Origin of the sequence: Herbaspirillum sp. BH-1, from assembly GCF_002870055.1 — a bacterium.
GTDB lineage: Bacteria > Pseudomonadota > Gammaproteobacteria > Burkholderiales > Burkholderiaceae_D > Herbaspirillum > Herbaspirillum frisingense.
This window is the reverse complement of record NZ_PKOI01000020.1, coordinates 14,180-37,286: the sequence shown is the minus strand read 5'-3', so window position 1 is coordinate 37,286 and position 23,107 is coordinate 14,180. Positions and strand designations below refer to the sequence as shown.

Genomic DNA, 23,107 nt, shown 5'->3' with positions numbered 1-23,107 from the left:
GATGCTGCTATTGACGCTGATACGAATGAACTGCAAATCGAAGGAGGGCCGTCTACCGGATGCTGTCCACACCGCGGTTGGCCAGTTGGTCAGCGCGCTCATTGCCGGCGTGGCCGTTGTGGCCGCGTACCCAGCGCCATTCCACCTGGTGCTGCTGCTGGGCGGCATCCAGGGCCTGCCACAGGTCGGCGTTCTTGACCGGTTCCTTGCTGGCGGTCTTCCAGCCGCGTGCCTTCCAGCCGTGGATCCACTCGCTGATGCCCTTCTGCACGTACTGGCTGTCGGTATGCACCACGACTTCGCAGGGGCGCTTCAGGGCATTGAGCGCCTGGATCACTGCCATCAGCTCCATGCGGTTATTGGTGGTATTGGGCTCGCCACCAAAGATTTCCTTCTCCTGTCCACCAGCCACCAGCAACGCGCCCCAGCCGCCACGACCAGGATTGCCCTTGCAGGCGCCATCGGAATAAATCTCTACTTTGTCCATGCTCTTCCATCTATTTGCTCGGGTGGGCGGGCCGCGATGATACCTGATCGCGCAGCGCCGGCCGGTTTTGTCGGTGTCAGTCAGTCTTGTGGATGCGGTTGGTCACCGGCACGCCACGCGGCGCCTTCAGTTTCTGCCGCTGCAGGGCCGGGCCGATCAGGCGCATGCCGGGGACGCGCTTGATCGCCTGCACGATATAGACCGCACCGAAGTAGGGCCACCAGCGGTCGCCCGCCTTTTCCATGAAGCCGAAGCGCTCCAGCCACTGGCTGGTCTCGCAGGGCGGGGCGTAACAGCCGAAGTGGCCGCGATTGACTTCCATGTTCAGCAGCTTGAGCCAGTCCTTCAGGCGCGGCAGGCGGATGAATTCGCCGTCCTGCGGCAGGAAGTGCGCGCCGGTCAGGCGCCCCGCTGCCTGGCGCATGCCCCACAGGCTGCTGGGGTTGAAGCCGCAGATGATGACCTGCCCTTCCGGAATCAGCACGCGCTCCACCTCGCGCAATACCTGGTGCGGCTCGGCGGCGAACTCCAGTACGTGCGGCAGCACCACCAGGTCCAGGCTCTGGGTGGCGAAGGGCAGTTCGCCGAAGTCGGGGGTGACGACCTGCGGCACTTCCAGCTCGGATTGACCTTCCACCGGCATGTGCTTGTCGGCCAGCCAGCGATACGGCATGCGGTTGGCCTGCAGGGCGTGGATCTGGGGAGAGCCGATCTGCACCGCGTTGAAACCGAAGATGTCGGCCGTCAAGGCATTGAGATGGTGCTGCTCCCACTGGCGCAGGTAATTGCCGATGGGCGTCTGCAACCAGGTGGCCAGGTCTATAATTTCGGGATTGCCAGCATTGTGGGCATGTTCAGCCTTGTCAGCCATCTCTTCTTTCGCGCCTCATGACCCAGCCAGCCAAGCCAGCTCAAGCAGATCAGAAAACTTCATTGGACGTCCTGGCCGTACCGGCGTTCGACGACAACTACCTGTGGATCATCCACGACGGGCGCTACGCCGCCGTGGTCGATCCCGGCGATGCCACGCCCGTACTGGCCGCATTGCAGGCCGAAGGCCTGACGTTGGCCGCTATTCTACTGACTCATCATCATGCTGACCATGTCGGCGGCGTGGTCGAGCTGGCAAGGCAGGCGGTCAGCGACGACTTCCCTGTCGTTCCGGTCTATGGTCCAGCACGTGAACAATCCCGCATCAAGGGGATCACCGTCCCGCTGCACGGGAACGAACAGGTCAACATCGCCGCACTGGGCTTGCAACTGGAGGTCATCGAGGTGCCGGGTCATACCCTGGGTCACATCGCCTATTACACTGCCCAGCAGCAGATGCTCTTCTGCGGCGATACGCTCTTTGCCGGCGGATGCGGCCGGCTGTTCGAGGGCAGTCCGCAGCAGATGCTGGATTCCCTCGGGAAACTGGCCGACCTGCCCGCCACCACCCAGGTCTACTGCGCCCACGAGTACACCCTGTCGAACCTGAAGTTCGCCGCCGAGGTGGAACCGGGCAATGCCGAGCTGGCGGCGCGCATCGTGCGCGAGCGCGCCCGCCGTGAGCAAGGTCTGCCAACCGTGCCCAGCACCATCGGGCTGGAGCGCGAGACCAATCCCTTCCTGCGGGCGAGCTCGCCGGAAATCCAGCAATCCTTGCAGAAGGCCGGCCGTTTGACGCAGTTGGACGAAGTTAGTAGCTTTGCGGCGCTGCGCGAATGGAAAAATACCTACAGATAGACCGACGTTGGGGGAAAATTAGGGCGCAATTCCCTTCAAATCAAGGACTTGGCTTTGTAACAGGCACCAATTTTTACTTGACTGCGAAAAAGGGTCTTCCGTACACTCCTCCAATTCCCCAATGTGGGCACCAGCGTTTTTACGATTTTTTACGAACCGGTGTCCTCCCTGCACCACGCCGGGGAAACTCGCAGCTTCCGACCTTGCATTACCGTCAACCTGCACGCGACCGTGATCGGACTGATCCGGATCCCGCCGGCAGGAGGTGTCGAGCTTCAATCACAGCTCTGCAACGGAAGCGCCGCACGCAAACTTTTGCCTCTGGCACAGGATATCGCCCACATGCAGCGTACTTTGAAACAACTTGCCATTGCCGCCCTGTTCTGCGCTGGCACCCCGCTGCTCTCCTACGCCAACGATATCTCGATCTACCCCGCTCCCTTCAATGCGATCAATCCCGAACTGGCCGGCAATGCCCTGCCGGGGATGAACGACATCGACATCTGGACACGCATTCGCAAGGGCTTCGGGATTCCTGATCTGGACAATGCGCTGGTGGAGAGCCAGACCCAGTGGTACAGCTCCCGTCCCGACTACATCCAGCGCACCACGGTGCGCGCTTCACGCTATCTGTTCCATGTGGTGCAGGAACTGGAAAAGCGCGGCATGCCGACCGAACTGGCGCTGCTGCCCTTCATCGAATCGGCCTTCAATCCGGAGGCCCTGTCTACCGCCAAGGCAGCCGGCATGTGGCAGTTCATCCCCTCCACCGGGCGCGACTACAACCTCAAGCAGAACATGTTCACCGACGAGCGCCGCGACGTGCTGGCCTCGACCGATGCGGCGCTGACCTACCTGCAGAAGCTCTACGGCATGTTCGGCGACTGGCAACTGGCACTGGCCGCCTATAACTGGGGCGAAGGCTCGGTGCAGCGTGCCGTGAACCGCAACCTGGCCGCCGGCCTGCCGATCGACTTCAACACCCTGTCGGCGCAGATGCCCAACGAGACCCGCAACTACGTACCCAAGCTGCAGGCGGTCAAGAACATCATCGCCAACCCGGCCAGCTTCGATATCGCCCTGCCCAAGGTCGATAACCAGCCCTACTTCGTGACCATCGGCAAGACCCGCAACATCGACGTGAAGGTCGCCGCCCAACTGGCCGAACTGTCGCTGGATGAATTCAAGGCGCTCAATCCGCAGTTCAACCGCCCGGTCATCATCGGCGGCGAAGACACCAAGATCCTCCTGCCGGAAAGCAACGCCGAGAAGTTCAAGGCCAACATGTCCAAGTGGACGCAGGCCTTCTCGACCTGGACCGCGCACACCGTCTCCAGCGCCCGCGAGCGCATCGAGACCATCGCCAGCAAGTTCGGCACGACCCCTGAAGTGATCCGCAGCGTCAACCAGATTCCGCCGCGCATGGTTCTCAAGGCCGGCTCCACCATCCTCGTGCCCAAGACCGAGGAAACCGCTGCGCTCGATACCGACCTGACCCCGGAAATCGCCGACAACGCCCGCCTGGCCATTGCCCCGGATGCGCCGGAAACCCGCCGCATCTACGTCAAGGCCGGCAAGCGCGACACCCTGGCCGGCATCGCCGGCCGCTATCGTGTGAGCGTGGCACAGATCAAGGAATGGAATGGCTTGAAGCGCGACACCCTGGCCGCCGGCCAGAGCCTGCAGTTGCAGGTCCCCAATGTGGCCGCGCATGCCGCGCCCACACGGGTCGCCGCCAATCATCGTGCCGCACCGGTACGCCGCCAGGTCGCTGCCGCCAAGGCACCGGTACGCAAGGCCGCGCCGGCGCCGGCCCGCAAGGTGGCCGGCAAGCCGCTCACCCTAGCCTCGGGCAACGGCGCACGCAAGCAATGATCCGGAGGATGCCGGAGGAGACCCGGGCGGCTTGACCGCCCATAACAAAAACGCGCCTCAAGCACGAGAAAAGAAAAACAACGGTAGTCCGTATGAACCCGAAGCCCCGGAGCTGATCCGGACTTCGGGTTTTCTTTTTGGGGAGTGATCGCGCGTCAGCCCGCCGCTTCGGCGTAGGTGGCGGCCGCCACCAGGCGGCGCGTGTATTCCTGCTTCGGTCGTTGCAGCACCTCGGCGGTATCACCGCTCTCGACCACCTTGCCGTCCTTCATCACGATCACCTGATGCGCCATGGCCTGTACCACTGCCAGGTCGTGGGTGATGAAGAGATAGGCCAGGCCATGTCGGCGCTGCAGGTCGGCCAGTAGTTGCAGTACCTGCTGCTGCACGGTCACATCCAGCGCCGAGGTCGGCTCATCCAGCAGCAGCAGTTCCGGCTGCAGCACCAGCGCGCGGGCAATGGCGATGCGCTGGCGTTGGCCGCCGGAGAATTCGTGGGGATAACGTTCCAGCACGGCCGCCGTCAGGCCCACCTCTTCCAGCGCGGCGACGATCGCCTGGCGCTGCTGTTCGAGGCTCTGGCCGGGATGATGCAGGGCCAGACCTTCTCCGACGATCTGCTCCACGGTACGGCGTGGCGAGAGCGAGGCGAACGGGTCCTGGAATACCACCTGCATGCGCGCGCGCAAGGGCCGCAGGTCGCGACTGCTGCGTTCGGAGATGGGCACGCCGTCAAAACGGATGCTGCCCGCCACGCTGGCTGCCGACAGCCGCAGCAGGGCCATGCCCAGCGTGGACTTGCCGGAACCGGATTCACCGACGATGCCGATGGTCTCGCCGCGCCGCAATTGCAGGTCGATGCCATCGACCGCATGGAAGGCGCGCTTGGCGAACCAGCCCTGCTTGATCTGGTAGGTGCAGCGCAATTTCTCGGCCTGCAACACGACAGGTGCGTCGGCGGCGACATCGGCGGCGTTGCGCTGAGGCCGGCTTTGCAACAGCTTGCGCGTGTACGGTTGCTGGGGGTTGGCGAACAGTTCGGCCACGCTGGCGCTTTCCACCAGTTTGCCTTTCTCCATCACGCCGACGCGGTCGGCGAAATGGCGCACCAGGTTCAAGTCGTGCGAAATGATCAGCACGGCCATGTTTTCCTCGCGCTGCAACTGGTTCAGCAGGGCCAGGATCTGCACCTGGATGGTCACATCCAGTGCCGTGGTCGGTTCATCGGCAATGAGCAGCTTGGGCTTGCAGGCCAGGGCCATGGCGATCATGGCGCGCTGGCGCTGGCCGCCCGAGAGTTCGTGCGGATAGGACAGCGCCCGGCGCGCCGGTTCCGGGATGCCGGTCTTTTCCAGCAGGGCCACGGCGCGCCGGGCGGCCTCGCGGGCGTCGATGGCTTCGTGGTGCATCAACACCTCGGCGATCTGGTTGCCGATGGTGAAGAGCGGGTTCACGGCCGTCATCGGCTCCTGGAAGATCATCGCCACGTCGTTGCCGCGCACCCGTTGCATCTGGCGCTCGCTCTTTTGCAGCACGTCCTGACCGTCGAGCAGGATGCTGCCTTCATAGCGCGCATCCTGGTTCAGTTGCAGCACCGCCAGCGAGGAGACGGTCTTGCCGGAACCCGACTCCCCCACCAGCGCGAACTTCTCGCCAGGGGCAATGAAAAAACTGACGCGGTCCACCACCACGGCGTCGCCGAAGCGCACCGTCAGGTCCTTCACTTCCAGCAGGGGCGCGCTCATGCCTTCCTCCGCACATCCAGGGCATTGCGCAGGGCATTGCCGATATTGGTCAGCAGCAGCAGGGTCACGGTCAGCACCACGAAGGTGGACAGCGCGATCCACCACGCATCGAGATTGTTCTTTCCCTGCGCCAGCAGCTCGCCCAGGCTGGGTGTGGAAGGTGGCACGCCCAGGCCGAGGAAGTCCAGGCTGGTCAGTGCCAGGATGGCCGCACTCATGCGGAAGGGCAGGAAGGTCACCACCGTGGTCATGCTATTGGGCAGGACGTGACGCCAGATGATCAGGCGGTCCGGCAAGCCCAGGGCGCGGGCGGCCTGCACGTATTCGAGATTGCGGTTGCGCAGGAAATCGGCGCGCACGTAATCCGACAGGCTCATCCAGCCGAACAGCGACAGCAACACCAGCAGCAGCCCCAGGCTGGGCTGGAAGATCGAGGAAAAGATGATCAGCAGGTAGAGCTCCGGCATGGAGCCCCAGATTTCCAGCAGGCGCTGCGTGATCAGGTCGGTGCGGCCGGCGAAATAACCCTGCACGGCACCTGCGGCCACACCCAGCACCACGCCGATGAAGGTCAGCGCCATGCCGAACAGTACCGACACCCGGAAGCCGTAGAGCAGCCGGGCAAACACATCGCGTCCGCGATCATCGGTACCCAGCCAGTTCTCGCCGGAGGGTTCGGCCGGGTTGGGCTGCTTTGCGAAGTAGTTCAGCGTGTTGTAGCTGTAGCGATTGGGCGGGTAGATGACCCAGTTGCCATCCTTGTGGAATTGCTGCTCGATGAAGGGATCGAGATAGTCGGCCGGCGAATCGAAATCGCCACCGAAGCTCTTGTCCGAATAATCCTGCAGCATCGGGAACATCAGCTTGCCCTGGTAGCTGGCCACCAGCGGCTTGTCGTTGGAGATCAGTTCCGCGCCCAGGCTCAGCACGAACAGGATGGAAAACAGCACCAGGCTCCAGTAACCGGTACGGTCGGCGCAAAAGCGCAGCCAGATGCGGCGGCTGGGCGAGATGGACGGGGCCAAGGAAGGGGTCATGCTCATTTCGCCAGGCTTTCGAATTGAACGCGCGGGTCGGCCCACACATAGCAGAGGTCGCCCAGCAGCTTGACCACCAGGCCGATGAGCGTGAACAGATAGAGCGTGCCCATCACCACCGGATAGTCTCGCCGGATCGCCGATTCATAGGCCAGCAGACCCATGCCGTCCAGCGAGAACAAGGTCTCGATCAAGAGGCTGCCGGCAAAGAAGGAAGCGATGAAGGCCGAGGGGAAACCGGTCACCAGCGGAATCAGGGCGTTGCGGAAAACGTGCTTGTAGAGCACCTTGCGCTCGGACAATCCCTTGGCGCGCGCGGTCAACACATACTGCTTGCGGATTTCTTCGAGGAAGGTATTGCGGGTCAGCATGGTGATGACCGCAAAGGCGCCGATCACCGAGGCCGCCACCGGCAGCGTGATATGCCAGAGATAGTCGGTGACCTTGCCCACCAGCGACAGGCTGGCCCAGTTGTCCGAGGTCAGCCCCCGCAGCGGGAACCACTGCACGAAACTGCCACCGGCGAACACCACCAGCAGGAACACCCCCAGCACGAAACCGGGAATGGAATAGCCGACCAGCACCAGGCCGGTGGTGGCGACATCGAAACGGCTGCCCTCGCGCACCGCCTTGGCGATACCCAGCGGCACCGAGATCAGGTAACTCAGGAAGAAGGTCCACAGGCCGATGCTGATGGAGACCGGCAGCTTGGATTTGACCAGGGTCCAGACATCGCCATGGTGGTAGAAGCTCTTGCCCAGGTCGAAGGTGAGGAAGCCCTTGAGCATGCTCCAGAAGCGCTCTACCGGGGGCTTGTCGAAACCGTAGAGTTTCTTGATTTCCTCGATGCGTTGTTCGTCGATGCCCTGCCGGCCGCGATAGGCCGAGGCCCCGCTGGCGGCGCCAGCGCCGGAGGCTTCACCGCCGCCGCCACGCCCTTTCATCTCCAGCATGGCCTGTTCCACCGGGCCACCCGGAACGAACTGGATCACGGCAAAGGTGATGGCAACCACGCCGAAGAGCGTGGGGATCATCAACAGCACCCGCTTCAAAATGTAGGACCAGATATTCATGACTGCAGGCATCCTCGTTCAAGACCGGCCTGGCCGGACATCATTGCGTGCTTCATCTTCAACGCCCCTTCTCTTCCCACCAGGTGCTGATCACATAGGGATCGGCCTGGTAATACAGCGGCGCCACCTGCGGGATGCCGAAGCGGTTCTGGTAGGCGATGCGATGGGTGGACGAATACCAGTGCGGCACCACGATGTACTTGTGCAGCAGCACCCGGTCCAGCGCCCGCGCCGCGGCAGTCAGCCGGACCCGGGTATCGGCCGCCACTACGGCCTGCACCAGTTGGTCCACCAGCGGGTCCTTCAGGCCCCAGGCATTGTTGGAGCCCTTTTCATCAGCCGCCTTGGAACCGAACATGTCGAACAGTTCATTGCCCGGACTGCTGGTGTCGGGGAAGCGGATGCTGGTCATGTCGAAGTCGAAGTCTTCCATGCGCTTGGCCACCAGCGCGTAGTCGGCGCTGCGCTGGACCACATCGATGCCCAGCGTGCGCAGGTTGCGCGCAAACACGCTGATGACGCGCGACATGGAGCTCTGGTCATCCAGGATCTCGAAGGACAGCGCCACGCCCTGGGCATTGCGTACCGCGCCATCGCGATAGACCCAGCCGGCCTGGGCCAGCAGTTCGCGGGCCTGGCGCAGGTTGACGCGCAGCGAGGCGGGCGGATTGGTCGAGGGCGGGACGGGTGCCGGGCCGAACACCGCCGGATCGATCTTCAGGCCCTTGGCCTGCAGCGACTTCAGCAAGGCCAGCTCGTCACCCTGCGGCTCTCCGGTGGCAGCCAGCTGACTGTTGTTGAAGAAGGAGTAGATGCGGGTGTACTGGCCGTAGAACAGCTGGCGGTTCATCCATTCATAGTCCAGCGCCAGCCCGATGGCCTGGCGCACACGCACATCCTTGAACTGGTCGCGCCGCAGGTTCATCACGAAACCCTGCATGCCGGCACCATTGGAGTGCTTGAATTCCTTCTTGATGATGCGGCCGTCGCGGAACTGCGGGCCGGTATAGCTGCGCGCCCAGTTCTTGGCGCTGTACTCCACCACCACGTCGAACTCGCCGGCCTTGAAGGCCTCCAGCCGCGCCAGGTCATCCTTGTAGAAACGGTAGACGATGCGCTCGAAGTTGAACATGCCGCGCCGTGCCGGCACCTCCTTGCCCCAGTAGTCGGGATTGCGGCGGTAGGTGATGCTGCGGCCGGTGTCGTAGCTCTCGATCACGTAGGGGCCGGTGCTGATGGGCGGGGTCAGCTGGATCTGGTCGAAGGGGGTGCCCTGCGCCCATTTCTTGGAGAACACCGGCACGCTGCCTACGATCAGCGGCAGTTCATGGTTGCTGCTGGCGAAGTCGAAGCGCACCGTCGCCGCATCGACCACTACGCAATCCTTCACATCGGCAAAGACCGATTTGAATTGCGGCGCACCCTTGGCCAGGATAGTGTCGTAGGAATACTTCACATCCTCGGCCGTGACCTTGTCGCCATTGTTGAAGCGCGCCTTGGGATTCAAGTGGAAGGTCATGGACATGCGATCCGGCGCCAACTTCATGTCGTCGGCCAGCAAGCCATAGACGGTCGCAACCTCGTCGGCGGAAGAGACGGCCAGGGTCTCGAACATCAGCTGGTCCAGCCCGGCGGCGGCCACGCCCTTCAAGGACAAGGGATTGAACTTGTCGAAGCTGGTGCGGCGGTCGGGGTTGGCCAGATAGAGCGTGCCGCGACGTGGCGCATCTACATTGACGTAGTCGAAATGGCTGAAGCCGGCCGGATACTTGGGCGTGTCGTACAGCGAAAAGGCATGCTCGGCGTGGGCCGGAGCAGCGTAAGCCAGCGTGGCGGCCAGCAGGGAGGAAAGGAAAATCCGGGATGTCTTCAGGGGCTTGACCATGCGGTTGTCTGTCTGCGCTGTCGCGGGCGTTGATGTCTGGGGGCAGGCAAGTCCCGTGCCCACCGGCCTGGAAACGATTTTGTTCCGGGGCATTGTAAATAGAGGAACGATTACAGGGAAGCAATTAAAGCAACTAAGTTCATAGCATGGCTGCGCAATGCGAACGCCCGGCAAAGGTTGCCGCGCCTGCCGCAAGCCCCTACAATCCGGGTCTGTTCCAGCGCGGTGGCCGCACGATGCGACCGTCGCCATCACCATCGGCCGCCCCGCGCGCCCGCCTGCCAGGCGGCCCTACGCAGGACGCGGCGGACCATACGGAGTCATCATGGCATTTCTGCAAGGCAAAAAAATTCTGATCACCGGCTTGCTGTCCAACCGTTCCATCGCCTACGGCATCGCCCAGGCGTGCAAGCGCGAAGGCGCCGAACTGGCCTTCACCTACGTCGGTGAGCGCTTCAAGGACCGCATCACCAAGTTCGCCGAAGAGTTCGACAGCAAGCTGATCTTCGACTGCGACGTCGGCAGCGATGAGCAGATCAATGCCTTGTTCGCCGACCTGGGCAAGTCCTGGAGCCAGCTGGACGGCCTGGTCCACGCCATCGGCTTCGCCCCGGCCGACGCCATCGCCGGCGACTTCCTGGAAGGCTTCTCGCGCGAAGGCTTCAAGATCGCCCACGACATCTCGGCCTACAGCTTCCCGGCCATGGCCAAGGCCGCCCTGCCGCTGCTGTCGCCCAACGCCGCCCTGCTGACCCTGACCTATCTGGGCTCGGAGCGCGTGGTCCCCAACTACAACACCATGGGCCTGGCCAAGGCCTCGCTGGAGGCGTCGGTGCGCTACCTGGCCGAATCGCTCGGCCCCAAGGGCGTGCGCGTCAACGGCGTCTCCGCCGGTCCGATCAAGACCCTGGCCGCCAGCGGCATCAAGGGCTTCGGCAAGATCCTGGGTGCCGTGGCTGCCACTGCCCCGCTGCGCCGCAATGTGACCATCGAAGACGTCGGCAATGCCTCGGCCTTCCTGCTCTCCGATCTGGCCTCGGGCATTACCGGTGAAATCACCTACGTGGACGGCGGCTTTTCGCGCGTAGTTGGCGGAATGGCGGAATAAGCAAGCCTCATCCACAAATAAAAGACAGTTATCGAAAACCTTTGGTGCTAATTTCGATGTTTTACTGTATGATTCGCCTTGTGCATTGCAATAACCGATGCACAGGCGAATCGGATGTGAACCCTGGCCTCCAGGATTTCCAGCCAGATTCGCCCAAGCAGCTTCGCAAGCCTTACCTGTCATAACGACAAGTTCCCCGTAAAAGCCCCCCGCCCCTGGCATCCCTTGATGATGCCGTCCCGGCGCAAAGCTTTTGTGCCGAAATTTCTTTGTATTTTTCATAGTCATTTCGTCGGTTGGCGTTGCTTTTTTTCGTTCAGACACTCGATGTCCGGCGCGCTTGCGTGCGCCCGTCTCGTGCCTGGCGTATCACATTCACGAAAGAGATTATGACTTTTGAAGCACTCGGCCTGAACCCTTCGATCATCAAAGCCCTGACCGAAGCAGGCTATACCTCCCCGACCCCGGTCCAGGAAAAAGCCATCCCCGCCGCCATCAGCGGCCAGGATCTGCTGGTGTCCTCGCAGACCGGTTCGGGCAAGACCGCCGCTTTCATGCTGCCCTCGCTGCACCAGCTGGCAGACCTGCCGCAAGCGCCGCAGGCAGCCCGTACGCCCAACCAGGAACGTCAGGCCACCCGTGCCCGTGGCGAGCGTCCGCGTTACCAGCCGGCACAGCCGAAGATGCTGGTGCTGACCCCGACCCGCGAACTGGCCCTGCAAGTGACCACCGCCACCGACAAGTACGGCTCCTACATGCGCCGTGTGCGCGTGGTGTCGATCCTGGGCGGCATGCCCTACCCGAAGCAGATGCAACTGCTGTCGCGCAATCCTGAAATCCTGGTGGCCACCCCGGGTCGTCTGATCGACCACATGGAATCGGGCAAGATCGATTTCTCGCAGCTGCAGATCCTGGTGCTGGACGAAGCTGACCGTATGCTGGACATGGGTTTCATCGACGACATCGAAAAGATCGTCGCCGCTACCCCGACCACCCGCCAGACCATGCTGTTCTCGGCCACGCTGGACGGCGTCGTCGGCAACATGGCCAAGCGCATCACCAACAACCCGCTGACCATCCAGATCGCCAGCTCGTCGACCCGTCATGAAAACATCATGCAGCGCGTGCACTTCGTGGATGACCTGTCGCACAAGAATCGCCTGCTGGATCACCTGCTGCGCGACACCAGCATCGACCAGGCCGTGATCTTCACCGCCACCAAGCGTGACGCCGACACCATTGCCGATCGCCTGAACATCGCCGGTTTCGCTGCCGCCGCACTGCATGGCGACATGCACCAGGGCGCCCGTAACCGTACCCTGAACAGCCTGCGCCGCGGTCAGGTGCGCATGCTGGTGGCCACCGACGTGGCCGCCCGCGGCATCGACGTGCCGGGCATCACCCACGTGTTCAACTACGATCTGCCCAAGTTCGCCGAAGACTACGTGCACCGTATCGGTCGTACCGGTCGTGCCGGCCGCAATGGCGTGGCCATCTCGCTGGTCAATCACGCTGAAGGCATGCAGGTCAAGCGCATCGAGCGCTTCACCAAGCAGACCATCCCGGTCGATGTGGTGGAAGGTTTCGAACCGAAGAAGTCGGCTGCACCGCGCAGCCCGCGCAAGCCGGGTGGCTGGCGTCCGGGCGACGGCCGCAGCAACAACGGCCCGCGCTACGGCGCCGGCAACCGTGAAGGCGGCGGTCATCGCGAAGGTGGTTTCGGCGGTCACCGCGAAGGCGGCAACCGTGAAGGTGGCTTCGGTGGCAATCGCGAAGGCGGCGGCTACAGCGGCAACCGCGAAGGTCGCAGCTTCGGCGGCGCCAAGCCGGCCGGTGGTCCGCGTCGCGAAGGCGGTGCTGGCGGTGGCTACAAGGGTAACAACGGTGGCGGCTTCCGCGCCGACGGCCCGCGTCGCTCCTACGGTGATCGTTGATCGCTACTGATCGCTGACCGGTCTTGAGATGTTGAAAAGCCGCTTCCGAGGAAGCGGCTTTTTCTTGGGTGACAGAATCGTCACCGTTTCAGGCAAGCAGCCATTGGCCATGGCGCCTGATTTCCTCATGCATGGCATCCGGCGCCAGATCGAGATCACCCGGCCAGGTCACGACGCCATCGACGACCTGGACCCGCCGGAACTGTTCCTGATCTCGCAGCGGCGCGAAGACGCCCCGGAAGAAACTGGGGAGGAATCTGACCCCGCCTGCCACTCCATCGCTGAAGCGAACCTGTAACGCATATTCGCCGGAAATACTGACTTCAATCACGTCCCATTCCATGTCATCACTCCAATGGCGCAATCGGCTTGGGTGCCTTCAAGTCCTGGCAAAGCATCCAGTCTTCCATCAGTTCTATCTGATGCAATTCTGCCCAATCCAGCACAAGCTGCAGCGCTCTCCGGGGTAACTCCCCTTCAATAAGCAGCAATTTTTTGAGGTCGATCACCGCCTTGTACTCGGCATAGCGCACATGAAAATGCGGAGGCGAATGATCTCGGTAAAACATCTGAATCACAAGTCCATAAAACGTACTGATCGTCGGCACGGGATCACCTTCAGCTACATCGGTGTGTCCCGACTTGATGAATTCCCTCCGACCCTGATTCTACACAAGCACCGCAGCGGGGTGAGCTATTCCGGCCATTGTCAGAGATGCTAGGGCCTGTTCACACCAAATCTGCGAGATTTATGTGAACAGGCCCTAACTCGAACACTGCCCACCCTGCCCCGTCTGCAAAGCACGTACGCCATCGGCAATCGCCTGCGCTGCCTGCGTGACGGCCTTCTGGGTGGCGGCGACCACGTCGGCATTGGCGCCACCGCTGACCGGCTCCACGACCGTCAGGCGACAGGCGCCGCTGCGGCGGTCGTCGGATCGGGTGATGGTCCAGCCGAAGGCGGCCTGGACGCGTCCACCGCGGGCCGCATCGAAGTCGCGTAGCTCGACATTGATCCGATAGCTGGCCTGGTCAGCCGGGCGACCGCCCCGCGAGACGTCGATGGCGCCCAGGCGCGCGGCCACGCCGGCGGCCAGGGCATCGCGCAACTCATTGTTGAAGGGCGAGGACCAGCGGTCCTGTTCCAGCACCTCCAGTCGGGTGGCATCGCTGCGCACCACCAGTTGCGGACGGGCCAGGCGGTCGGGCACCGCCACCGGCATCACCTCGATGAAGGTCTGCGGCCCCTGGCTGGCGGTGCGTACCGCCGGCGCGCTGTCGGCCGGGCTGGCCAGGGTATAGAACGTCGCGGGCGGCGAACTGCCGCAAGCGGCCAGCAGTGACGCCACCAGGGCGGCCGCGGCCAGGGTCTTGGGAGAGAGGCTGTTCCTGTTGTGCATCATGGCTCCTGTTTGCCCCGGATCAGCGATTCCGGATGCTGTTGCAGGTAATCGGTCAAGACGCGGATCGAGGCCGCGGCCTTGGACAGTTCCTGCATGGTCTGGCGAATGTCCTGCTGCAGGGGCGCGTCGTCGGACAAGGTGCGCTCGGCCGCATTGAGGGTCTTGCGGGCGTCCTTCATGGCGGCCTGCATCTCGGGCGCGATGTCGTTATTGATGCGCGCAGCGGTCTGCTCGGCGGTCGACAAGGTCTTGTTCAAGGTCTTCAGGGTGGTCTGCAGATCGCGACCGATCTCGTCGAACGGTACCTTGGAGAGCTTGCCGGCGATATCCGAGAGCTGCTGCTGCAATGCGTCCAGGCTGCCCGGGATGGTCGGCAACTCCAGCGGCACTTTTTCAGGATCGATCTGCGCCGGTTTGGCCTTGGGGAAGAAGTCGATCGCCACGTACAACTGGCCGGTCAGGAGGTTGCCGTTGCGCAGCTGGGCGCGCAGGCCGCGCTTGACCAGCAGGCGCAGCAGTTGCGCATTGGAGCGGCGCTCCTCGCCGGTCTCTTCGTGGAAGCGGCGGCCGAGGCGGTCCGGATAGATCTGCACCAGTACCGGCATGCGGAATTCGCGGCGCTCGCGGTCGTACTCGACGCCGATGCTCTTGACCTCGCCCAGCACCACGCCACGGAAATCGACGGTGGCGCCCGGCTGCAGGCCACGCAGGGACTGGTCGAAATACAGCAAGGCCGTCTGCGGCACGCCATCGGGCTCCTTCATGGCAGCGCTTTCGTCTTCGACCAACGGATATTCAGAACCTTCCTTGGCCGGTGCACTGACGCGATCTTCATCGCGGTCACGGAAGGCGATGCCCCCCAGCACCACCGTCGACAGCGCCTGGGTATGCAGCTTGAAGCCGCTGGCATTGAGTTCCATGTTGAAGCCGCTGGCATGCCAGAAGCGCGAAGCCTGGGTGACGAACTTGTCGTAGGGGGCATTGACGAAGATGCGCAGGGTCACGCCACGTCCATCCGAATCGAGATCATAGGCCACCACCTGACCCACCTTGATACGCCGGTAGAAGATGGGGGAACCGATATCGAGCGAGCCCAGGTCGTCCGTATGCAGCACGAACTGGCGACCCGAGGCATCCCGCGTGACGATGGGCGGCTGCTCCAGGCCGACGAATTCCTTCTTGGTCTCTTCCGAGACACCGGCATCGGCACCGATATAGGCGCCCGAGAGCAAGGTACCCAGCCCCGAGATGCCGGAGGCGGCGATGCGCGGGCGCACCACCCAGAAACGCGTGTCTTCGGCGTTGAAGGCGGAGGCCTCCTGGTTGAGCTGGATGCCCACCAGCACGTGCGAGCGGTCGGCGGCCAGCTTCAGGGTCTGTACCTGGCCGATTTCCACATCCTTGTACTTGACCTTGGTCTTGCCGGCTTCCAGGCCCTCGGCCGAGCGGAAGCTGACCGTGACCACCGGGCCACGCTCGACCAGGATCTTGGCCACCAGCGTCAGCCCGACGATGGCCGCGATGATGGGAATGAGCCAGACCAGCGAGGGCAGCCAGTTGCGCTGGCGCGTGCGCCGGGGCTGCAGCAGCGCCGGTTTGTCCTGCGGGGTGTCAGGTGGGGTCATGCGGGTTCCTGTTTCTTGTTGACAGTTGAAATCGGGGTGGCATCGTCCCAGATCAGGCGTGGATCAAAGGAGAGCGAGGCCAGCATGGTCAGCACCACCACCGCACCGAAGGCGGCAATGCCGATGCCGGCGTGGACGTTGGCGAAACCGTGGATCTTGACCAGCCCGGTCAGCACCGAGACCACGAACACGTCCAGCATGGACCAACGCCCGATGGCTTCGACCAGGCGATACAGCTTGGCCCGTTGCAGGCGCTGCCAGCGGCTGCGGCGGCGCGCCGAGATGACCAGGATGCCCAGCGCCACCAGCTTGAACAGCGGCACCAGGAAACTGGCCACGAAGACCACCAGCGCCAGTCCCCATTCGCCCGAGGTCCAGAAATAGATGACGCCGGAGAGGATGGTGTCGCGCTGTTCATCCAGCAGCGTACTGGTGACCATCACCGGCATCATGTTGGCCGGGATGTACATGATGCAGGCCGCAATCAGCAGCGCCCAGGTGCGGGTGAGACTGTCGATCTTGCGCACGTGCAGCGGCGCGTGGCAGACGCCGCAGTGTTCGTGCTCGGTGGCGCCTTGCCAGACCGTGCCGCAGTGGTGGCAGCCGATGACGCCCTGCGAGGCGGCGTCCGCCACCGGCAGGTCTTCATCTTCGGCCAGGGTGGCGCTGGCAGGCTCATGGACGCGGCTCATGCGCCTGCTCCCTGGTCACCGAACTGCTCGGCCTGCTGCTGCTCCCACAGATGCCACAGATAGCGCGGATTGAACGACACCACCACCGTCAGCAGCACCGTCAGGCCACCGAAGGACCACAGCGCCGGGCCGGGAATCACCTCGGCCATGTTGGACAGCTTGATCAGCGCCACCAGGATGCCCAGCATGAAGACTTCGATCATGCCCCACGGCCGCGCTGCCTGCATCAGTCGCAGCAGCAGCACGAAACCGGGCGGCCGGGTCGCACGCGCCGCCGGCAGCAACAGGTAAAGCAGCACGCCCAGCTGGATCAGCGGGAACAGCAGGGTCGTGGCCAGCACCAGCAGCGCCACTTCCGACATGCCATCACGGGTGAGCGCGATCACCGCGCCGATCAGGGTGGTCTGGCTGGACAGGCCCTGCAGTTCGATGGTCACGATGGGGAAGACATTGGCGATCACGAACAGGATCAGCGCGCCCACCGTCAGCGGCAGCAGGTGCTGCAGGCGCTTGCCGGTATCGCGCTCAAGCTCGCCCCCGCAGCGCAGGCAACGGGCGATCTCGCGCTCCCCGAGCGGCATGCGCTGGTAGACGGCGTCGCATTCTTCGCAAACGATCAGGTCCGGGCGTTTCTGCATGGATGAGGATGGTCCCGCGGGCGGGTGCTGTTGTTATGGTTTCTGCAAGGGCAGCTGACGGGCATGGTGGCGCCATTGCAGGGCTTGCGTTGGAGCGCAATCAGGCAGCGGCGTTCCATCCGCACCACCGTTTGCGGCCCGCCGCATGAATATAAATGACCTTCGGGTCATTTATCAGACGATTGTAGCAACAAATTTATTTCACTCCGGCAGGGATTTACCTGGCTTTTCCTCTGCTCTGGCAGATAGCGCTTGACAAGCTTGCGGCCAATCTTCTACATTGCTCAGATGACTTCCGCAGCAAACTTCTCCCTACGCCACAACAGCGCCAGCGCCCTGCTAGCGTTGCTATCGGTGTCGCTACTACTAGCCTCGCGCTAAAATCCGCAGTTCCTGCCGTTCCCGCTGATGTCACGCGATCCGGCAAACCCAATCAAATCCAGCAATACCGGCAGTAAAACCAGGCAGTGACGCGCAAGCTGTACCAAGCCGACGTCGCAGCCGCATCAGGCGAAGCGATCATGCATTCGAACACCAGGACCATCCACACTCCGCGCCGGCAAGCATGCCAGCCGACCTGCGCGCGGCAGGAGATGCCGCCTCTGGCTCTATGACGGGTTGTCTGGCCACGCGCCCGTGGCAGCCAGGCAACCCGATCCGCCACATCTGACGCATTGAAGCATTTCCGCATTCCCCGCATTCTTCAGACTTAGAGGTCCATCATGATGTTGAACAACCCCGCCGCCAAATACCGTCCCTTCCCCGCCATCGACCTGCCGGATCGCACCTGGCCCAGCAAGGTGATCGACACCCCGCCGATCTGGATGAGCACCGACCTGCGCGATGGCAATCAGGCCCTGATCGAACCGATGAACGCCGAGCGCAAGCTGCGTTTCTTCGAACTGCTGTTGAAGACCGGCCTGAAGGAAATCGAAGTGGGCTTCCCCTCGGCCTCGCAGACCGACTTCGACTTCGTTCGCAAGCTCATCGTCGAAAACCGCATCCCCGACGACGTCACCATCATCGTGCTGACCCAGTCGCGTGAAGAACTGATCCGCCGCACCGTGGAATCGCTGGAAGGCGCCAAGAAGGCCATCGTCCACCTGTACAACTCGGTGGCGCCGGCCTTCCGCAAGATCGTCTTCAACATGTCGCGCGACGAGATCAAGAACATCGCCGTCACCGGCACCAGGCTGGTCAAGGAACTGACCGATGCGCGTCCCGGCACCGAGTGGCGCTTCGAGTATTCGCCGGAATCCTTCAGCACCACCGAACTGGACTTCTCCAAGGACATCTGCGACGCCGTCTGCGAAACCTGGGGTGCCACGCCCAATCGCAAGATCATCCTGAACCTGCCCTCCACCGTCGAGTGCGCCACCCCCAACGTCTACGCCGACCAGATCGAGTGGATGTGCCGCAACCTGAAGCACCGCGACAGCGCCATCATCTCGGTGCACCCGCACAATGATCGCGGCACCGCCGTGGCCTCGGCCGAACTGGCCGTGATGGCCGGCGCCGACCGCGTCGAAGGCTGCCTGTTCGGCAACGGCGAACGCACCGGCAACGTCGACCTGGTCACGCTGGCCCTGAACCTGTACACCCAGGGCGTGAACCCGGGTCTGGACTTCTCCGACATCGACGTGGTGCGCCAGGTGGTGGAAGAGTGCAACCAGATCCCGGTGCACCCGCGTCACCCGTATGTGGGCGACCTGGTCTTCACCGCCTTCTCCGGCTCGCACCAGGACGCCATCAAGAAGGGCTTCGCCAAGCAGCAGCCCGACGCCATCTGGGAAGTCCCCTACCTGCCGATCGACCCGGCCGACCTGGGCCGCAGCTACGATGCGGTCATCCGCGTCAACAGCCAGTCCGGCAAGGGCGGCATGGCCTACCTGCTGGAACAGGAATACGGCCTGGCCCTGCCGCGCCGCCTGCAGATCGAATTCTCGCGCGCCATCCAGCGCGAGGCCGATGCCACCGGCAAGGAAATCGCTGCCTCCGACATCCACGCCATCTTCCAGCGTGAATACCTGGAGCGCAGCGAGCCCTATGTCTACCGCGCCCACCGCATGTCGGAAGACACGGCCAAGGCCGAGTCGATCAACATCGAAGTCGACATCGTGCGCAATGGCCAGCCGGTCACCGTGCGCGGCAGCGGCAACGGCCCCATCGATGCCTTCGTGCATGCCCTGGGCCTGGACATCAAGCTGATGGACTTCCATGAACACGCCATCGGTGCCGGCGCCGACGCCAAGGCCGCCAGCTACATCGAACTGCGCCTGAACGAAGCCCCGACCGGTTTCGGCGTGGGCATCGACGCCAACATCGTCACCGCTTCCTTCAAGGCCGTGCTGTCTGCCGTGAACCGCCAGATCGCCATCAACGAGAGCGCCAACCAGGCCGGCTCCTCGCAAGCCAAGGCTGCCTGAAAACGGAGCAGCGCCGGCGATCCCGGCCTGTCCCCGTGAGCGTAAGCTTCCAACGCCGACCTACAGGTCGGCGTTGTTTCGTGCGGTCTCCCTTTTCAGTCTTCTCTCTCCCCATCCCACCCGCGTTCTCTCCGCGCACGGCACATTGCCGTGGCAAAGCATCCCCCTTTGTTTCATCGCAAAGGCAAGTCCCGGCTGCCGACCTAGAATGCCCCGCTCAGGCCGCCGCACTCCCATGCCGTCGGCCGCCAACCTCGGGACATCCCATGATCCAGATCAGCGTCCGCTCGTCAGCCCCCACATCGTCCAAGCCGGGTCCTGCAAACACCCCTCCGGCCCTGTTCTCGCTGGGATTTCGGCCCTTCTTCCTGGCCGGCAGCCTGTGGGCGGCCCTGTGCATGGTGCTGTGGATCGGCATCCTGCACGGTCACGTGGTCTTGCCCACCCATTTCGATGCCCTGAGCTGGCACATCCACGAAATGCTGTTTGGCTGGATCATGGCCGCCATCGCCGGCTTCCTGCTCACTGCCATCCCCAACTGGACCGGCCGCACTCCGGTATGTGGCACCCTGCTCGCGGTATTGGCCGGCCTGTGGCTGCTGGGCCGCGTGGTCGGCACCGTTTCCGCGCTGCTGCCACTGTGGCTGGCAGCGCTGGCTGAACTGCTGTTTCCGCTGGCCCTGTGCACCGTGGCCTGGCGCGACATCATCGCCGCCCGCAACCGCCGCAACCTGCCCATGCCACTCCCCGTGGCCCTGCTGGGCGTGGCCGACCTGCTGATGTACCTGCGCGTCGGCGGCGTGGATCTGCCCACGGGCCTGGACTGGCGCCTGGCACTGGTGGCGGTCTGCATCCTGATGTCAGTGATCGGTGCGCGCATCATCCCGGCCTTCACGCGCAACTGGCTCACGGCCTACCGCAGCCCGCTTCAAGTCACCAGCCGTCGCTGGCTCGGCATGGCCGCCACCGCCAGCCTGCACGCCACGCTACTGGCCTGGGCCTGCCTGCCCCGCGCCACTGCCGTAGGTGCCCTGCTGTTACTGGCGGCGGCGCTGAACCTGGCCAGGCTGCTGGGCTGGCGCGGCCATGCCACCCTGGCCGAACCGCTGCTGGCCGTGCTGCACCTGGCCTATCTGTGGCTGATCGCCGGCGTGGCCATGCTGGGCCTGAGCCTGGTGGCGCTGCCGACGCTGGAAATCGGCGCCATCCACGCGCTCACAGCCGGTGCCATGGGCAGCATGGTGCTGGGGGTGATGACGCGGGTATCGCTGGGGCATACCGGCCGTGCCCTGCGCGCCGACCGCAGCACCGTCGCCATCTATGCAGCCATCAGTGCGGCGGCGAGCTGTCGCATTGCAGCAACGTTCATCTCGGGCAACTTCCTCCTGACGATATCTGCTGCCTGCTGGTCACTGGCCTTCCTGCTGTTCGTGCTACGCTACGCCGCTGTCCTGAGTCAGCCACGCGCTGCCTGAGGTCAGCGGCACCGATCGCCGCAAGACCGCGTCCCCCCGCACGGCCTTGCAGCTTGAATTGCCGGCCGGCTGATGTTGCAGCGAGGACAGATGTTCCGTCATGAATTTACGTGACGAGAAGGTTCTCGTTTCACGTAACTGGCTTATGATCAATGACTGGTCATCACACCAGTTCTCAGTATTTAAAGACAAGTCGCAATCACATTTTTCGGGGGGAAAATAATGCGCTTCAGTAACCTCAGCATTGCCACACGCCTGGCCTTCGCCTTTTCGGTCCTGATCCTCGTGATCGCCGCCATCGTCACCCTGGGCCTGATCCGGCTGGGTGACATCAACAAGGCACTCGATCTGGTGGTCAACGACCGCTACAAGAAGATCGCCCTCATCAACACCATCTCCGGCAAGATCGACGACGTCGCCATCGCCGTACGCAACCAGTTGCTGACCAATAGTCCCGAGCAGGCGACGCGGGAACAGGCGGTCGTGAACGATCTCTCGCTGCAGGTCACGGCGCACCTGAAGGACCTCGACGGGATGCTGGTCAATCCTGCGGCCCGCGCGCAACTGGCCAAGGTCATGAAGGCGCGGGACGAATATGCCGCCCAGCGCAGGGAGGTCGAGGCACTCAATGCCAAGGGCCAGCGCGATGCCGCCATCGAACTGCTCATCAGCAAGGTCGGCGCGTTGCAGAAAGCCTACTTCGGTGAACTGGACAACCTGGCCGACACCCAGCAAAAGATGATGGACAAGTCGGTCACCGACGCCGAAGCCGCCTACAACACCACGCGCCTGATCATGCTGGTCTCCGGTCTGGCCTCGGCCCTGTTCGCCGCCTTCATCGCCTGGACCATCTCACGCAGCATCACCCGGCCGCTCAGCCGTGCCGTCGAAGTGGCCGAGACCGTCGCCGCCGGCGACCTGACCGCCGTGATCGACGCCCACTCCACCGACGAGACCGGCCGCCTGCTGCACGCACTGGCGGCGATGAACCAGAAGCTCAAGGCCATCGTCCTCGAAGTGCGACGCGGCACCGACTCCATGGTCACCGCCTCGACCCAGATCGCCACTGGCAACCTCGACCTCTCTTCGCGCACCGAGGAACAGGCCAGCGCCCTGGAAGAGACGGCCTCTTCGCTGGAACAACTGACCTCCAGCGTCAAGCAGAACGCCGACCACACCCGCAAATCCAGCGAGCTCGCCGGCACCGCCACGCAAGTGGCCAACCAGGGCGGCCAGGCCGTCAAGCAGGTGGTGCAGACCATGGGTGCCATCAACGACTCCTCGCGCAAGATCGTCGACATCATCTCAGTCATCGACGGCATTGCCTTCCAGACCAACATCCTGGCGCTCAATGCCGCCGTGGAAGCGGCGCGCGCCGGCGAACAGGGCCGTGGCTTTGCCGTGGTGGCCTCCGAAGTGCGCGGACTGGCGCAGCGTTCAGCCACCGCCGCCAAGGAAATCAAGGCGCTGATCAACGACTCGGTCAGCCAGGTCTCCTCCGGGACCGAGCTGGTGGCACAGGCCGGCAGCACCATGGATGAGGTGGTCCACAGCATCGAGCAGGTCAGCCACATCGTCGGCGAGATTTCGGCCGCCACGCGGGAGCAGAGCGACGGCATCGAACAGGTCAACCAGGCCATCATGCAGATGGACAACACCACGCAGCAGAACGCCGCCCTGGTGGAAGAAGCCGCCGCAGCGGCCCAGGCGCTGCAGGATCAGGCCCAGCGTCTGCTGGAACTGGTCAGCGTGTTCCGTCTGGATGAGCTGGGCGCAGCGCCGGAAATGCGCAGTGCCCCGCGCAGTATCCCGGCCACTGCCGCGTGCAAGGCGCCGCCGGTGGCAGCCGCAGCAAGCCCGACCAAGGCCCTGCCGGCCCGTCCCGCGACATCAACGGCGTCCACCGCCCGGCCGGCCCTGCCCGCCAGCCACAAGGAAGAAAAGTCGGACGAGTGGGAGACCTTCTAAATCCGCCG

19 protein-coding genes are annotated in these 23,107 nt (G+C 63.5%); 7 read left to right on the top strand and 12 right to left on the bottom strand.

Features of this window, described 5'->3' with window-relative positions:
- Positions 1 to 52: 52 nt before the first annotated feature.
- Complete coding sequence (gene rnhA / locus HBH1_RS20810) at positions 53 to 487, bottom strand: ribonuclease HI (protein WP_077238367.1); 435 nt, start codon at positions 485 to 487, stop codon at positions 53 to 55.
- A gap of 76 nt (positions 488 to 563) precedes the next feature.
- The gene (locus HBH1_RS20805) at positions 564 to 1,358 is read right to left on the bottom strand and encodes a class I SAM-dependent methyltransferase (protein ID WP_102664204.1); all 795 of its coding nucleotides are present in this window, start codon (positions 1,356 to 1,358) and stop codon (positions 564 to 566) included.
- A 62-nt stretch (positions 1,359 to 1,420) separates the two neighbouring features.
- Between HBH1_RS20805 and gloB the strand changes: the two genes are divergently transcribed.
- Both gloB and HBH1_RS20795 read left to right on the top strand, forming a co-directional pair.
- On the top strand, positions 1,421 to 2,215 hold the full coding sequence (gloB, locus tag HBH1_RS20800) for a hydroxyacylglutathione hydrolase (RefSeq protein ID WP_102664203.1): 795 nt from the start codon (positions 1,421 to 1,423) through the stop codon (positions 2,213 to 2,215).
- A 342-nt stretch (positions 2,216 to 2,557) separates the two neighbouring features.
- Positions 2,558 to 4,090, top strand: a complete 1,533-nt coding sequence (locus HBH1_RS20795; RefSeq protein ID WP_102664202.1) for a transglycosylase SLT domain-containing protein — start codon at positions 2,558 to 2,560, stop codon at positions 4,088 to 4,090.
- A 155-nt stretch (positions 4,091 to 4,245) separates the two neighbouring features.
- Here HBH1_RS20795 and HBH1_RS20790 read toward each other — a convergent pair whose 3' ends face one another.
- The 4 genes from HBH1_RS20790 to HBH1_RS20775 are packed head-to-tail and all read right to left on the bottom strand — an operon-like array spanning position 4,246 to position 9,830.
- A complete protein-coding gene (locus tag HBH1_RS20790; protein ID WP_102664201.1) occupies positions 4,246 to 5,835 on the bottom strand; it encodes an ABC transporter ATP-binding protein in 1,590 nt (529 codons plus the stop codon).
- On the bottom strand, positions 5,832 to 6,878 hold the full coding sequence (locus HBH1_RS20785; protein ID WP_039875999.1) for an ABC transporter permease: 1,047 nt from the start codon (positions 6,876 to 6,878) through the stop codon (positions 5,832 to 5,834). Before HBH1_RS20785 ends, HBH1_RS20790 begins: the two co-directional genes overlap by 4 nt.
- Complete coding sequence (locus HBH1_RS20780; protein ID WP_102664200.1) at positions 6,875 to 7,945, bottom strand: microcin C ABC transporter permease YejB; 1,071 nt, start codon at positions 7,943 to 7,945, stop codon at positions 6,875 to 6,877. Before HBH1_RS20780 ends, HBH1_RS20785 begins: the two co-directional genes overlap by 4 nt.
- Before the next feature lie 58 nt (positions 7,946 to 8,003).
- Entirely contained in the window at positions 8,004 to 9,830 is a 1,827-nt protein-coding gene (locus HBH1_RS20775; protein WP_102664199.1) for an extracellular solute-binding protein, read from the bottom strand.
- Between the two features lie 325 nt (positions 9,831 to 10,155).
- On the opposite strand from HBH1_RS20775, the gene fabI reads away from it, so the two are divergent.
- Both fabI and HBH1_RS20765 read left to right on the top strand, forming a co-directional pair.
- A complete protein-coding gene (fabI, locus tag HBH1_RS20770) occupies positions 10,156 to 10,938 on the top strand; it encodes an enoyl-ACP reductase FabI (protein ID WP_102664198.1) in 783 nt (260 codons plus the stop codon).
- A 389-nt stretch (positions 10,939 to 11,327) separates the two neighbouring features.
- Positions 11,328 to 12,872: a DEAD/DEAH box helicase gene (locus tag HBH1_RS20765; protein ID WP_102664197.1), complete on the top strand. Its 1,545-nt coding sequence runs from the start codon at positions 11,328 to 11,330 to the stop codon at positions 12,870 to 12,872.
- An 88-nt stretch (positions 12,873 to 12,960) separates the two neighbouring features.
- On the opposite strand, the gene HBH1_RS20760 is transcribed toward HBH1_RS20765, so the two are convergent.
- From HBH1_RS20760 to HBH1_RS20735, 6 genes are all read right to left on the bottom strand, one after another.
- Entirely contained in the window at positions 12,961 to 13,215 is a 255-nt protein-coding gene (locus HBH1_RS20760; RefSeq protein ID WP_102664196.1) for a DUF2442 domain-containing protein, read from the bottom strand.
- Positions 13,216 to 13,219: 4 nt separating this feature from the next.
- Complete coding sequence (locus tag HBH1_RS20755; RefSeq protein ID WP_102664195.1) at positions 13,220 to 13,480, bottom strand: DUF4160 domain-containing protein; 261 nt, start codon at positions 13,478 to 13,480, stop codon at positions 13,220 to 13,222.
- Between the two features lie 156 nt (positions 13,481 to 13,636).
- Positions 13,637 to 14,275 (bottom strand): PqiC family protein, encoded by a 639-nt coding sequence (locus HBH1_RS20750; RefSeq protein WP_102664194.1) that lies wholly within the window; start codon positions 14,273 to 14,275, stop codon positions 13,637 to 13,639.
- Positions 14,272 to 15,900 carry a PqiB family protein gene (locus HBH1_RS20745; protein WP_102664193.1) on the bottom strand — a complete coding sequence of 543 codons (1,629 nt, stop codon included), beginning with the start codon at positions 15,898 to 15,900 and terminating at the stop codon, positions 14,272 to 14,274. The genes HBH1_RS20750 and HBH1_RS20745 overlap by 4 nt, the downstream gene beginning before the upstream one ends.
- A complete protein-coding gene (locus HBH1_RS20740; RefSeq protein WP_102664192.1) occupies positions 15,897 to 16,592 on the bottom strand; it encodes a paraquat-inducible protein A in 696 nt (231 codons plus the stop codon). The genes HBH1_RS20745 and HBH1_RS20740 overlap by 4 nt, the downstream gene beginning before the upstream one ends.
- The gene (locus tag HBH1_RS20735) at positions 16,589 to 17,230 is read right to left on the bottom strand and encodes a paraquat-inducible protein A (RefSeq protein WP_102664191.1); all 642 of its coding nucleotides are present in this window, start codon (positions 17,228 to 17,230) and stop codon (positions 16,589 to 16,591) included. Before HBH1_RS20735 ends, HBH1_RS20740 begins: the two co-directional genes overlap by 4 nt.
- A 722-nt stretch (positions 17,231 to 17,952) precedes the next feature.
- Between HBH1_RS20735 and leuA the strand changes: the two genes are divergently transcribed.
- From leuA to HBH1_RS20720, 3 genes are all read left to right on the top strand, one after another.
- Positions 17,953 to 19,656, top strand: a complete 1,704-nt coding sequence (gene leuA / locus HBH1_RS20730; RefSeq protein ID WP_102664190.1) for a 2-isopropylmalate synthase — start codon at positions 17,953 to 17,955, stop codon at positions 19,654 to 19,656.
- A gap of 266 nt (positions 19,657 to 19,922) precedes the next feature.
- Complete coding sequence (locus HBH1_RS20725) at positions 19,923 to 21,131, top strand: NnrS family protein (RefSeq protein ID WP_102664189.1); 1,209 nt, start codon at positions 19,923 to 19,925, stop codon at positions 21,129 to 21,131.
- A 222-nt stretch (positions 21,132 to 21,353) separates the two neighbouring features.
- The gene (locus HBH1_RS20720) at positions 21,354 to 23,099 is read left to right on the top strand and encodes a methyl-accepting chemotaxis protein (RefSeq protein ID WP_102664188.1); all 1,746 of its coding nucleotides are present in this window, start codon (positions 21,354 to 21,356) and stop codon (positions 23,097 to 23,099) included.
- Positions 23,100 to 23,107 lie beyond the last annotated feature (8 nt).